This window comes from Accumulibacter sp. (genome assembly GCF_031732815.1).
Classification (GTDB): domain Bacteria; phylum Pseudomonadota; class Gammaproteobacteria; order Burkholderiales; family Rhodocyclaceae; genus Accumulibacter.
Map to the genome: position 1 here is coordinate 33,125 of NZ_JAVMKF010000293.1, position 13,140 is coordinate 46,264.

Sequence of the window (13,140 nt, forward strand, 5' to 3'; positions counted from 1 at the left end):
CCGCAAGCGTGAACACTTTCGACGATCAACACAATATCTTCCTGGTTGGGCTGATGGGCGCTGGGAAAACGACTTTAGGGCGGGCGCTGGCCAAGCGTCTGGCCTACCAGTTTGTGGACTCGGACCATGAAATCGAGGCGCGGACAGGCGTTCGCCTGGCGACGATTTTCGAAATCGAAGGGGAAGAAGGATTTCGCAAACGCGAAGCGCAGGTCATCGCCGAACTGGCCAACTTCAGGCGGTGCGTCGTGGCCACCGGCGGTGGTGCGGTTCTCCGGCGCGAAAATCGCGCCTGCTTGCGGAGCAGCGGTCTGGTCATTTACCTGGACGTGCCGTTGCCGACGCTCGGGGAACGAACGCGGCGCGACCGGAACCGGCCGCTCCTGCAGGTCGCCGACCCGCTGCTTAGATTGCAGCAGTTGCATGTGGAGCGCGACCCGCTATATCGAGAGGTGGCTCACGTGGTGATCAGCGGCAGTCGCATTACCCTGCGCGCGATCTGCCGCGCGCTCAGGAAGGAGAGCGTAACGTAATGCAAACCTTGACTGTTGCCTTGGGCGACCGTTCCTACCCCATCCATGTCGGGCAGGCTTTGCTCGGGAACGCCGGCTTGATCATCCCGCACCTGCGCCAGGCGAAAGCGGCAATCGTAACCAATACGACCGTTGCCGCCTTGTACTTGCAGGAGGTAGCCCAGCCACTGCGGCAAGCGGGTGTCGAGGTGATCGAGATCATCCTGCCCGATGGTGAGCAATACAAGGACTGGCCAACCCTCAACCTGATCTTCGATGCGCTGCTCCGACAGCGGTGTGAGCGTTTGACGACGCTGATCGCACTTGGCGGTGGAGTGGTCGGCGACATTACCGGCTTTGCCGCCGCCTGCTACCAGCGCGGCGTCCCTTTCCTGCAGATGCCGACAAGCCTGTTGGCGCAGGTTGATTCGTCGGTCGGCGGCAAGACTGCAATCAACCACCCGCTCGGCAAGAACATGCTGGGGGCCTTCCATCAGCCGATGGTAGTGCTCGCCGACACCGACACGCTCAATACGCTCCCGGATCGCGAACTGTCGGCCGGACTAGCGGAAGTGATCAAGTACGGATTGATTCGCGACCTGGCGTTTCTCGAATGGCTTGAGCGCAACGTCGAGCGGCTGCTGGCGCGCGACCCGCAGGCGCTTGCCGAAGCGATCTGCCGTTCATGCGCGAACAAGGCGCAGGTGGTTGCCGCCGACGAGCGGGAGAACGGCGAGCGCGCGCTGCTCAACCTGGGACACACCTTTGGCCACGCGATCGAAACAGGTGTAGGCTACGGCCAGTGGCTGCACGGGGAAGCAGTGGCTGCCGGGATCATGATGGCGGTCGAGCTGTCAGCACTTCTCGGGTGGCTGGCCAGCAATGATGTCGAGCGCATCGAGCGACTGCTGCTACGCGCGGCCTTGCCGGTTTATGGCGCTCCGCTGGCAGTTGACCGCTATGTCGAGCTGATGCAGCACGACAAGAAGGTCGCCAACGGACAGCTTCGGCTGGTCCTTCTACCGAAGCTGGGGACAGCCCAACTGGTCAGCGGCGTTCCCTTGGGCGCGATCGAACAGGCCATCCGCCGGCGCTGCGCGAATGCCTGAGCTCGCAGCCTTTGCGGTTTCCTCGGTCAATTCGCGCGGTCGTCTGCACCCGGATGCGGAGCCGATCTACCGGGGAGAATTCCAGCGCGACCGAGACCGCATTGTCCATTCGACCGCTTTCCGCCGCCTGGAGTACAAGACGCAAGTCTTCGTCAATCATGAAGGGGACTTGTTTCGCACGCGTCTGACCCACAGCCTCGAGGTGGCGCAGATCGCGCGCGCGATCGCTCGTGCGCTGAGGCTCAATGAAGACTTGGCGGAAGCCGTCTCGCTGGCGCACGACCTGGGGCATACCCCGTTTGGCCACGCCGGACAGGAAGCGCTCAACGACTGCATGCGCGAGCATGGTGGCTTCGAGCATAACCTGCAGAGTCTGCGCACGGTCGATGTTCTCGAGGAGCGTTACGCCGCTTTCCCAGGGCTGAATCTTTGCTTCGAGACACGCGAGGGAATCATCAAACACTGCTCACCGGAAAACGCACGCCAGCTTGGTGATCTGGGCGAGCGCTTTCTTACCCGCCGGCAGCCATCGCTGGAAGCTCAGATCTGCAACCTAGCGGATGAAGTGGCTTACAACAACCACGATATCGACGACGGGCTGCGCGCCGGATTGATCAGCCTCGAGCAGTTGCAAGAGCTTGTTCTCTTCGCTCGGCATGCTGACCAGGTCCGACAACTTTACCCCGAGCTTGCCGGGCGCCGCTTGATCCACGAGACCATCCGGCGTGTGATCAATACGCTGGTATGCGACCTGATCGAAACTACCAGGGCCAATATCGTTCGCCACGCGCCGCGCGAATTGGCGGACGTACGTCTTGCCCCGCCGCTGGTCGCTTTTTCCGAAGAGCTGTCGGCGCAGCAGCAGGCCATGAAGCGCTTCCTGCGGACACACTTGTACCACCATTACCATGTGCTTCGAATGGCGAACAAGGCGGGGCGCATCGTTACCGATCTCTTCTCGGCATTTACCGACGATCAACGCTTGCTGCCGCCGCAGTATCAGACTCACGCGGGCGCATCGCCGCGCCGGGTTGCCGACTACATCGCCGGGATGACCGACCGCTACGCGATCAAGGAGCACCGACGGCTGTTTGCCGTCGACACGGTAGAGCGCTGGCCGGCCGCACTCGCGTAGCGCCTGCCGACCAGCGACCGGCCGCCGCTCAGGGGGCCGGCCAGTCCTTGATGTACGCCTTGAGCAACTTGTTCTCCATGTTGCGCTCTTCGAGCACTGCCTTGGCGACATCGTGGAAAGAGACGATGCCGACCACCGCGTCGTCCTCCATGACAGGAACATAGCGCGTGTGCGAGTCCACCATCATGCGGCGCAACTCGTCCACGTCCATATCAGGGGTTGCCGTGGGCGGATCGCGGTCCATTGCCTCAAGAACAAGGATTTCGGCAATCGGTGGCGTCGGGCCGACCCGCCGCTCGGTTTGCCGCTTGGCCAGGATCACCAGAACCTCGCGGAAGGTCAGCATGCCCGCCAGTTTGCCGTCATCCATGACAATGGCAGAACCGATGTCGTTGTCGGCCATCATGATCACCGCTTCTGAGAGCGGCGTTTCCGGACGCACCGTGAACAGCCTGGCATCTTTGACCTGCAGTACTTCTTTGACCTCCATGTCACCCCCTAGAGATTGGTTTGCTCGCCGGCGACGCGTCTGACGCCGGCCGGCGAAATTCTATCAGATAGATACCGTCCGCCTGTCAGGCCTTCAGCGCGACCAGAACCTCGTCCAGCATCTTCTTCGCATCACCAAACAGCATGCGGTTGTTCTCCTTGTAGAACAATGGGTTGTCTACGCCGGCGTAGCCCGAGGCCATGCTTCTCTTCATGACGATCGAGGTCTTGGCTTTCCACACTTCGAGCACTGGCATGCCAGCGATCGGGCTCGTCGGATCGTCCTGCGCACCTGGGTTGACGATGTCGTTGGCACCGATGACCATGGCGACATCGGTCTGCGGGAAATCATCGTTCAGTTCGTCCATTTCCTGCACGATATCGTAAGGCACCTTGGCTTCCGCCAGCAGTACGTTCATGTGACCAGGCATCCGACCGGCGACTGGATGGATGCCGAACCGCACATTGACGCCTTTCTCGCGCAGCAGGCGGGTAATCTCGTATACCGTGTGCTGCGCCTGCGCGACCGCCATACCGTAACCCGGAACGATGATGACATTCTTCGCCTCACGCAGCAGTTCGGCTGTGTCCGGGGCGCTGATCGCGACCACTTCGCCGGCCGGTTGCGCTGCTCCTGCGGCCGCTGGCGTTCCGCCGCCGGTACCGAAGCCTCCGGCGATGACGCTGATGAAGTGTCGGTTCATCGCTGCGCACATGATGTACGAGAGGATTGCGCCGCTTGAACCGACGAGTGCACCGGTAACGATCAGGAGGTCGTTAGACAGCATGAAGCCGGTAGCCGCCGCCGCCCAGCCGGAGTAGCTGTTCAGCATCGAGACGACCACCGGCATGTCGGCACCGCCGATGGCCATGACCATGTGAATGCCGAAAAGCAGCGCGATCACCGTCATCACGATCAGTGGCGTCATCCCCTCGCCAACCGAGCCAGCGCGCAGGAATTCGCGTCCAAAATAGATGACGACCAGCAGTCCAGCCAGGTTGATCCAGTGTCGGGCGGGCAGCAGGAGCGGGTTGCCGGAGATCTTGCCGGACAACTTGCCGAAAGCGATCACCGAGCCGGAGAAGGTAACGGCGCCGATCAGGATGCCGACGTAGATTTCGACCTCGTGAATCGCCTTCTCGGCACCGCTCATGTGCGCTGAGGCCACTGGATCGATGTAGTTGGCGAAACCGACGAGCATCGCCGCCAAACCGACCATGCTGTGCATCAGGGCGACCAGTTCAGGCATCTGGGTCATCTGCACGGTGCGCGCCGCGTACAGGCCGATCGACGCGCCGACCACCATGGCACCGATCAACCAGGCGTAACCCGAGGTGCCGACATGCGGTCCGAGGACCGTCGCCAGCACGGCAATCGTCATGCCGATGACGCCATAGAGATTGCCGCGGCGGGCGGTCTCCTGGTTGCTCAGGCCGCCGAGACAGAGGATGAAGAGAATTGTTGCTCCGAGGTAGGAGACGGTTGCCAGGCTTTCAGACATCTTGCACTCCTCCTACTTGCGGAACATGGCCAGCATGCGCTGGGTGACGGCGAAACCGCCGAACATGTTGATCGTCGCGAGAACGATGCCACCGATCGCCAGCCAGCGGATCCATTCGTCGGGTCGGCTCACGCCGGGGTCCACCGGGGGGGCGATCTGAACGAGTGCGCCAATCGCGATGATGCTGCTGATCGCGTTGGTCACGCTCATCAATGGTGTGTGCAGCGCCGGAGTGACGTTCCAGACCACCATGTAGCCGACGAAACACGCAAGGACGAAGACCGTGAAGTGGCCGAGAAACGCGGCCGGTGCGTTCGCCCCGATGAACCAGAAGACGACGGCAGCAGCGGCGAAGAGGGTGGCCATTGCCGGGCCCGACATCGGTGACCCACCCTTGCCGTGCCCATGCGACTTCGCGGCAACCGGTGGTTTGGCTGCCGCAGCAGGGGCGGCCGGCGGCGCAGCCGACAGCTTGGGTGCCGGTGGCGGCCAGGTGATCGTGCCTTCCTTGATCACCGTTGTTCCGCGAATCACCTCGTCGTCCATGTTGACGTCGATTGCACCGTCCTTGTTCTTGCACAGCTCTTCGGTCAGGCGCAGCAGGTTGGTCGCGTAGAGCGTGCTCGACTGTTTTGCCAGGCGGCTCGGCAGGTCGGCGTAACCGATGATCGTCACGCCGTGCTTGACGGTGACCGTACCCGGCTCGGTCAGTTCGCAGTTGCCGCCCTGCTCGGCCGCCATGTCCACGATGACGCTGCCCGGCTTCATCGACTGGACCATTTCGCTGGTAATCAGCCGAGGCGCTGGCTTGCCCGGAATCAGGGCGGTCGTGATGATGATGTCGACTTCCTTGGCCTGCTTGGCGAAGACCTCGCGCTGAGCCTTCTGGAAGCCCTCGCTCATCACCTTCGCGTAGCCGCCGACGCCGGATCCTTCCTCCTGGTAATCGACGGTGACGAACTCGCCGCCCATCGACTTGACCTGATCGCCCACCTCCGGACGCGTGTCATTGGCGCGAACGATGGCCCCGAGGCCGGAAGCGGCACCGATCGCCGCCAAGCCGGCAACCCCCGCGCCGATGACGAAGACTTTGGCGGGTGGCACCTTGCCCGCAGCGGTAATCTGGCCGGTAAAGAAGCGGCCAAAATGGTGTGCCGCTTCGATGACGGCTCGATAGCCGGCGATGTTGGCCATCGAGCTGAGCGCGTCGAGCTTCTGTGCGCGTGAAATGCGCGGTACGCTATCCATCGCCAGCACAGTGACCTGGCGCGCGGCCAGTTGCTGCAGCAGTTCAGGGTTCTGCGCGGGCCAGATGAAGCTGACCAGCGTGCTGCCCGGACGCAGCAGGTTCACTTCCTCGGCGGTCGGTCCGCGCACCTTGAAAATGATGTCCGATGACGACCACAGCGCGGTCGCGTTGTCCACCACTTCGGCTCCGGCGGCGCGAAAAACGTCGTCGGAAACGTTCGCGGCGTCCCCCGCGCCCGTTTCGACGCGCACGGCGAAGCCCAGTTTGATCAGTTTCTCGACGACTTCGGGAACGGTTGCAACGCGTTTTTCCCCGGGCGCAATCTCTTTTGGAACTCCAATTGTCAGCGGCATTTGGTCCTCCATCTATGATTTTTTGTCTCAACTCTTCTGAAACTGCTCCGCCAAACAGCGGCAACGCTCGCCACACCTCGACTGCGTGCTGAAGTCAGGCCGCGACGGTGCACAAACGGCGAGGTGAAGGCAACATCTTGCTCAAACCTTACGTGCGCACAGCGGCACCCCTCACCCGGACTGCTGCGCCCCAGGTAACATGCGCTTCTTGCCGCGCGTCGCAGCCGTGCAGCCCCGGCCACACGGACTGGAGGCGCACTTTAGCACGGCAAGGGCATTTAGCAGAAGGAGAGCATGCTCGCCCGGGCTGAGAGCGGGCGGTCCGCGTCCAGTCCCGGGACGGCATACATTTTGCTCGCCGCTTGGGTCGAGCCCCAGGATTTGCGTAAGCTTGCTTCCTGGCGACCCCTTCGCCCCTTATTGAAGCATCGGAAGCGAGCGTGCGCACTCCCTTGGTGCGGTGCAGCATCTTGAACGGCTTGGCTATTCCGGGTATAGTCGCCAGTCCCGCGCGGAGGCCTGGGGGCGTGCTTGCGGGCGTCGCGCGCGCCTTGCCCGCAAGCGCTTGTCGGGCAAACGTCTTTGTCTTGTGAGGATTTGAGTGTGATCGATTCAGCCATACCCGAGCGGCAGGGGCTTTACGACCCGGCCAACGAACACGACGCCTGCGGCGTCGGTTTTGTAGCACAAATCCGAGGCAAGAAGAGTCACTCGATCATTGAGCAGGGACTGCTCATCCTGAAGAACCTGGATCATCGCGGTGCGGTCGGTGCCGATCCCTTGATGGGTGATGGCGCTGGCATTCTCATCCAGATTCCGGACGAACTGTATCGCGCCGAAATGCTTGCCAAGGGTGTCCATTTGCCGCCCGTCGGCGACTATGGCGTTGGTATGGTCTTCCTGCCGAAGGAGTCGGCGTCGCGCCTCGCTTGTCAGGAAGAAATCGAGCGTGCGGTACGTTCCGAAGGCCAGGTCGTTCTCGGCTGGCGCGACGTACCGGTCGATCATGGTCTGCCGATGTCGCCCACGGTGCGGGCGCGTGAGCCGGTGATCCGGCAGATCTTTGTCGGCCGTGGCGCCGATGTCATGGTTACCGATGCGCTCGAGCGCAAGCTCTACGTCATCCGGCGGCGCGCCGCGAATGCCATTCTGGCGCTGGGCCTGAAGCACGGGAAGGACTTTTATCAACCGTCGATGTCGGCGCGCACCGTCGTCTACAAGGGTCTGCTCCTGGCCGACCAGGTTGGCGCGTACTACACCGACTTGCAGCAGGCGCAGTGCATTTCGGCGATCGCGCTGGTACACCAGCGCTTCTCGACCAATACCTTCCCGACCTGGCGTTTGGCGCATCCCTTCAGGATGATCGCTCACAATGGCGAAATCAACACACTGCGCGGCAACTACAACTGGATGCGGGCGCGGGAGAAAGGGACTTCTTCGCCACTTCTCGGGCGCGACCTCGAGAAGATCTGGCCGTTGATCTATCCGGGACAGTCGGACTCGGCGTGTTTCGACAATGCGCTCGAACTGCTCGTGATGGGTGGCTACTCGCTGGCGCACGCGATGATGATGCTGATTCCTGAAGCCTGGGAGTCGCATACCTTGATGGACGAACGGCGCAGCGCCTTCTACAAGTACCACGCCGCGATGATCGAGCCCTGGGACGGGCCCGCGGCCGTCGCGTTCACCGATGGGCGGCAGATTGGCGCGACGCTCGACCGCAACGGGCTACGGCCGGCGCGCTATCTGATTACCGACGACGATCTGGTGGTGATGGCGTCGGAAGCCGGTGTCCTGCCGATTCCCGAGGAGAGAATCGTCAAGAAGTGGCGCCTGCAGCCAGGCAAGATGTTCCTCATCGATCTCGACCAGGGTCGCATCATCGAAGACGCCGAGCTGAAAGACACGCTGGCGCGCAGCAAGCCTTACCAGGATTGGCTGAGCCGCATCAACATCAAGCTCGACGACCTGCCGGCGCCGAAAACCTCGCCGATGCGCGCCGCCCCCGCTTCGTTGCTCGATCGGCAGCAGGCCTTCGGCTACAGCCAGGAGGATCTCAAGTTCATTCTCGACCCGATGGCCACTTCGGGTGAGGAAGCGACCGGCTCCATGGGCAACGATTCGCCTCTCGCCGTCCTGTCGCATCGGAACAAGCCCCTGTTCAACTATTTCCGCCAGCTTTTCGCGCAGGTAACCAATCCGCCGATCGATCCGATCCGTGAGCAGATCGTCATGTCGCTCGTCTCGTTCATCGGCCCGAAACCGAATCTGCTCGGAATCAACGAGATCAACCCCCCCTATCGTCTTGAGGTGGCGCAGCCCGTTCTCGACTTCGACCAGATGGCCAAGCTTCGCCGCATCGCGAGCTACACGGGCAACAAGTTCCACTCGGCCGAGCTCGATATCTGCTACCCGATCGCCTGGGGCAACGAAGGCGTCGAGGCGCGCCTGGCCTCGCTCTGCCACGAGGCCGAAGACCACGTGCTGCTCCGAGGCTCGAGCATCCTGATCATTTCCGATCGGCGGATCGACCGTGAGCACGTCGCCATCCCCGCCCTGCTGGCGACCTCGGCAGTCCATCAGCACCTGGTGATGAAGGGCTTGCGTACGCGCGTCGGTCTCGTCGTCGAAACCGGCGCTGCGCGTGAGACGCATCACTTCGCGGTCCTCGCCGGCTACGGTGCTGAAGCCGTGCATCCTTACCTGGTGCTGGAGACGATCCAGCAAATGGTCGGCGGCGACGCCGAGAAGGGCGACAAGGCGATCAAGCATTTCGTCAAAGGGGTCGGCAAGGGACTGCTCAAGGTCATGTCCAAAATGGGCATTTCGACCTACATGTCGTATACCGGGGCGCAGATCTTCGAAGCTGTCGGCTTGCAGCAGCGCGTCGTCGACAAGTACTTCACCGGGACGTCCACGCAGGTCGAAGGAATTGGCGTCTTCGAGATCATGGAAGAGGCTATTCGTCTGCACAAGCAGGCGTTCAGCGAAGACCCGGTGCTTGCCGGCATGCTCGACGCTGGCGGCGAATATGCTTACCGCGTGCGCGGTGAGGAACACATGTGGACGCCCGAGGCGATTGCCAAACTGCAGCACGCGACGCGCAGCGGTCAGTTCTCGACCTACAAGGAGTACGCCCAGATCATCAACGATCAGACGGCGCGTCATATGACCTTGCGCGGCCTGTTCGAGATCAAGCCGGCAGGCCCGCCGGTGCCGCTCGAGGAAGTCGAATCGGCCAAGGAAATCGTCAAGCGCTTCACCACCGGCGCGATGTCGCTGGGTTCGATCTCGACCGAGGCGCACTCGACGCTGGCGATCGCCATGAACCGTCTGGGCGGCAAGTCGAACACCGGGGAAGGCGGTGAAGACCCGGCGCGCTTCAAGCTGCTCCAGGGAGGCGAACTGCTCTCGGATGTGGTCGGCAAGTCACGCATCGAGCGCGACCTGGTCTTGCAGCCCGGAGACAGCCTGCGCTCGGCGATCAAGCAGGTGGCATCCGGTCGCTTCGGCGTAACCGCCGAATATCTGATCAACGCCGACCAGATCCAGATCAAGATGGCGCAGGGCGCGAAGCCCGGTGAAGGCGGCCAGTTGCCCGGCCACAAGGTTTCCGAATACATAGGCTTCCTGCGCCACTCGGTGCCCGGCGTCGGGCTGATTTCGCCACCGCCGCACCACGATATCTACTCGATTGAAGACCTGGCACAGCTCATTCATGACCTGAAGAACGTCAACCCCGGCGCGTCGATCAGCGTCAAGCTGGTCTCCGAGGTCGGGGTTGGCACGGTGGCCGCCGGCGTGACGAAAGCCAAGGCCGATCATCTGGTGATCGCCGGTCACGATGGTGGAACCGGGGCCAGTCCGCTGTCCTCGATCAAGCATGCCGGGTCGCCATGGGAACTGGGCCTGGCCGAAACGCAACAGACGCTGGTGCTCAACCGGCTGCGTGGACGCGTTCGCGTCCAGGTCGATGGCCAGATCAAGACGGGTCGCGACGTTCTGGTCGGTGCCCTGCTCGGTGCCGATGAATTCGGCTTCGCCACCGCGCCACTGGTCGTTGAAGGTTGCATCATGATGCGCAAGTGCCACCTGAACACCTGTCCGGTCGGTGTGGCGACCCAGGATCCTGTTCTGCGTCGGCGCTTTTCCGGTCAACCCGAACATGTTGTGAATTACTTCTTCTTCGTTGCCGAGGAACTGCGCGAAGCGATGGCGCGAATCGGGATCAAGCGCTTCGACGACCTGGTCGGCCGCTTCGATCTGTTGGAGATGAAGAAGGGAATCGCGCATTGGAAAGCACGCGGCCTCGACTACAGCCGAATCTTCCGGCGCCCGCCGAACACCGCCGACGTTCCGGCTTTTCACTGCGAAGAGCAGGAGCACGGCCTGGCCGGTGCGCTCGACCGGCAACTCATCGAGGCGGCCCAGGTCGCGCTCGAGCGAGGCGAAAAGGTCAGCCTCGAACTGCCGCTGCGTAACGTCAACCGCACCGTTGGCGCCATGCTTTCGGGGCAAGTGGCGAAGCGTTACGGGCACGCCGGTTTGCCCGACGGAACCATCGAGGTTCGCTTCAAGGGTACGGCGGGACAGGCTTTCGGCGCTTTTCTGGCGCACGGAATCAGTTTCGACCTGATTGGTGAGGCCAACGACTACGTCGGTAAAGGCTTGTCTGGCGGGCGGGTCATCGTGCGTCCGAACCACGGCTTTCGCGGCGAGACTCCGAGCAACATCATTATTGGTAATACGGTTTTGTACGGTGCGATCGAGGGCGAAGCTTTCTTCGCAGGCGTCGCCGGCGAGCGCTTTGCCGTGCGCAACTCGGGTGCGACGGCGGTCGTCGAGGGCGTCGGCGACCACGGCTGCGAGTACATGACGGGCGGAACGGTGGTCGTCATCGGGCAGACGGGCCGCAACTTTGCGGCCGGGATGTCGGGCGGCGTAGCCTACGTCCTGGACGAGGAGCGAAGCTTTGCCTCGCGCTGCAATATGGCACAGGTCTCGCTCGAACCGATTGCCGAAGAGTTCGCCGCGCGCAAGGACAGCGACGCCGGCGAGGATCTCGAGGGACACGGCCGAGTCGATCTGCGTCATCTTGGTCAGAGCGACGAGGCGCTGCTCAAAGGACTGATCGAAAGACACTATGGCCTTACCGGCAGCCGCCAGGCCAGGCGCCTGCTGTCCGAGTGGGAGCGCTACCGCGCGCGCTTCGTCAAGGTCATGCCGCACGAATACCGGCGCGTGCTCACGGAAATGGCCGCGAAAAAGCAACTGGAGGCAGCATAGTCATGGGAAAGCCCACCGGATTCATCGAGTACCAACGTTTGGCGGAAGCTGCCGAGCCGAGTCAATCGCGGCTCAAGCACTACCGGGAGTTCGTGCACGTACTGAACGATGAGCAGGCGCGGATGCAGGGTGCGCGTTGCATGGACTGCGGCATTCCCTTCTGCAGTAACGCTTGCCCGGTCAACAACATCATCCCGGACTGGAACGACCTGGTTTATCGCGGCAACTGGGAGCAGGCGCTGGCCGTTCTGCACTCGACCAACAACTTTCCCGACTTCACTGGCCGCATTTGTCCGGCCCCGTGTGAAGCCGGCTGCACACTGAACATCAACACCGACGCCGTTGGCATCAAGTCGATCGAGCACGCGATCATCGACAAGGGTTGGGAAAAGGGGTGGATTCGCCCGCAGCCAGCCAAGGCGAAAACGGGCAGGAAAGTGGCCATCGTCGGTTCCGGACCGGCTGGCTTGGCGGCAGCCCAGCAACTGGCGCGTGTCGGCCACACCGTGGTGGTCTTTGAAAAGAATGATCGCATTGGCGGTCTGCTGCGCTACGGGATCCCCGACTTCAAGCTGGAAAAGTCGCTGATCGACCTGCGCATTCGCCAGATGGAGGCGGAAGGCGTCGCTTTTCGTGTCAACCAGACGGTGGGTGGTAGTGGACCCGGTGCGCTACCGGTTGCCACGTTGCTCGCCGAATTCGATGCGCTGGTTCTCGCTGGCGGTGCCGAGGCACCACGCGACCTGCCCGTGCCGGGGCGTGACCTTGCCGGAGTGCATTTCGCGATGGATTTTCTGCCGCAACAGAACAAGGTCAATGCGGGTGATCGGCTCAGCGGACAGATCCGGGCGACCGGCAAGCGGGTCGTCGTCATCGGCGGGGGCGATACCGGTTCGGATTGTGTCGGCACGAGCAACCGCCAGGGAGCTGCTTCGGTCATCCAGTTCGAGCTGATGCCACAGCCGCCGGAGCAGGAAGACAAGAGTCTGACCTGGCCGTATTGGCCGTTGAAGTTACGCACATCTTCGTCGCACGAAGAGGGCTGCGTGCGCGACTTCGCGGTCGCGACGCAGGAATTTCTCGGTAAGGAAGGCAAGCTTACCGGCCTGCGCGTCGTACGCGTGGAGTGGCAGGGTGGCCGGATGAGCGAGGTCGCCGGCAGTCAGTTCGAGCTCGGCGCCGACCTGGTGTTGCTTGCCATGGGTTTCGTCTCGCCGGTGCAGCAAGGTTTGCTCGAGCACATCGGGGTCGAACTCGATGCGCGCGGCAACGTCAAGGCGACGACCGAGGGCGTCGGCTGTTACGCGACCAACGTCGCCAAGGTTTTTGCCGCCGGCGACATGCGCCGTGGACAATCTCTCGTCGTCTGGGCGATTCGGGAAGGTCGGCAATGCGCACGTGAGGTCGACGCCTTCCTGATGGGCAGTTCGACCTTGCCACGGTGAATCGGCGCGCTTGGGCCGTCAGCGCAGAGCGGCAGGCAGCGGACGTCGCCTGCCGACAGA

Annotated in this window: 8 protein-coding genes; 5 read left to right on the forward strand and 3 right to left on the reverse strand. The window is 62.5% G+C overall.

The features are described from left to right. The first annotated feature begins 8 nt into the window (after positions 1 to 8). From RKP46_RS16820 to RKP46_RS16830, 3 genes are read left to right on the forward strand one after another with little or no spacing between them, the layout of a single operon-like run. Positions 9 to 533 (forward strand): shikimate kinase, encoded by a 525-nt coding sequence (locus RKP46_RS16820; RefSeq protein ID WP_311107689.1) that lies wholly within the window; start codon positions 9 to 11, stop codon positions 531 to 533. After that, positions 533 to 1,621, forward strand: a complete 1,089-nt coding sequence (aroB, locus tag RKP46_RS16825) for a 3-dehydroquinate synthase (protein WP_311107690.1) — start codon at positions 533 to 535, stop codon at positions 1,619 to 1,621. Before RKP46_RS16820 ends, aroB begins: the two co-directional genes overlap by 1 nt. Next, complete coding sequence (locus RKP46_RS16830) at positions 1,614 to 2,756, forward strand: deoxyguanosinetriphosphate triphosphohydrolase (protein ID WP_311107691.1); 1,143 nt, start codon at positions 1,614 to 1,616, stop codon at positions 2,754 to 2,756. Before aroB ends, RKP46_RS16830 begins: the two co-directional genes overlap by 8 nt. 28 nt (positions 2,757 to 2,784) lie before the next feature. Here RKP46_RS16830 and RKP46_RS16835 read toward each other — a convergent pair whose 3' ends face one another. From RKP46_RS16835 to RKP46_RS16845, 3 genes are all read right to left on the reverse strand, one after another. Continuing rightward, a complete protein-coding gene (locus tag RKP46_RS16835) occupies positions 2,785 to 3,246 on the reverse strand; it encodes a CBS domain-containing protein (protein WP_300328389.1) in 462 nt (153 codons plus the stop codon). Positions 3,247 to 3,331: 85 nt separating this feature from the next. Beyond that, complete coding sequence (pntB, locus tag RKP46_RS16840; protein WP_311107692.1) at positions 3,332 to 4,747, reverse strand: Re/Si-specific NAD(P)(+) transhydrogenase subunit beta; 1,416 nt, start codon at positions 4,745 to 4,747, stop codon at positions 3,332 to 3,334. Between the two features lie 12 nt (positions 4,748 to 4,759). Further along, positions 4,760 to 6,349, reverse strand: coding sequence for a Re/Si-specific NAD(P)(+) transhydrogenase subunit alpha (locus tag RKP46_RS16845; RefSeq protein ID WP_311107693.1), 1,590 nt, complete (start codon positions 6,347 to 6,349; stop codon positions 4,760 to 4,762). Positions 6,350 to 6,952: 603 nt separating this feature from the next. Between RKP46_RS16845 and RKP46_RS16850 the strand changes: the two genes are divergently transcribed. Then, complete coding sequence (locus tag RKP46_RS16850) at positions 6,953 to 11,635, forward strand: glutamate synthase-related protein (protein ID WP_409194162.1); 4,683 nt, start codon at positions 6,953 to 6,955, stop codon at positions 11,633 to 11,635. Positions 11,636 to 11,637: 2 nt separating this feature from the next. After that, a complete protein-coding gene (locus RKP46_RS16855) occupies positions 11,638 to 13,080 on the forward strand; it encodes a glutamate synthase subunit beta (protein ID WP_311107694.1) in 1,443 nt (480 codons plus the stop codon). Positions 13,081 to 13,140 lie beyond the last annotated feature (60 nt).

Bases quoted from the DNA above. Each gene is read 5' to 3' on its own strand.
- RKP46_RS16845 (WP_311107693.1), bottom strand. From the start codon at position 6,349: ATGCCGCTGACAATTGGAGTTCCAAAAGAGATTGCGCCCGGGGAAAAA.
- RKP46_RS16830 (WP_311107691.1), top strand. From the start codon at position 1,614: ATGCCTGAGCTCGCAGCCTTTGCGGTTTCCTCGGTCAATTCGCGCGGT.
- pntB (WP_311107692.1), bottom strand. From the start codon at position 4,747: ATGTCTGAAAGCCTGGCAACCGTCTCCTACCTCGGAGCAACAATTCTC.
- RKP46_RS16835 (WP_300328389.1), bottom strand. From the start codon at position 3,246: ATGGAGGTCAAAGAAGTACTGCAGGTCAAAGATGCCAGGCTGTTCACG.
- aroB (WP_311107690.1), top strand. From the start codon at position 533: ATGCAAACCTTGACTGTTGCCTTGGGCGACCGTTCCTACCCCATCCAT.
- RKP46_RS16855 (WP_311107694.1), top strand. From the start codon at position 11,638: ATGGGAAAGCCCACCGGATTCATCGAGTACCAACGTTTGGCGGAAGCT.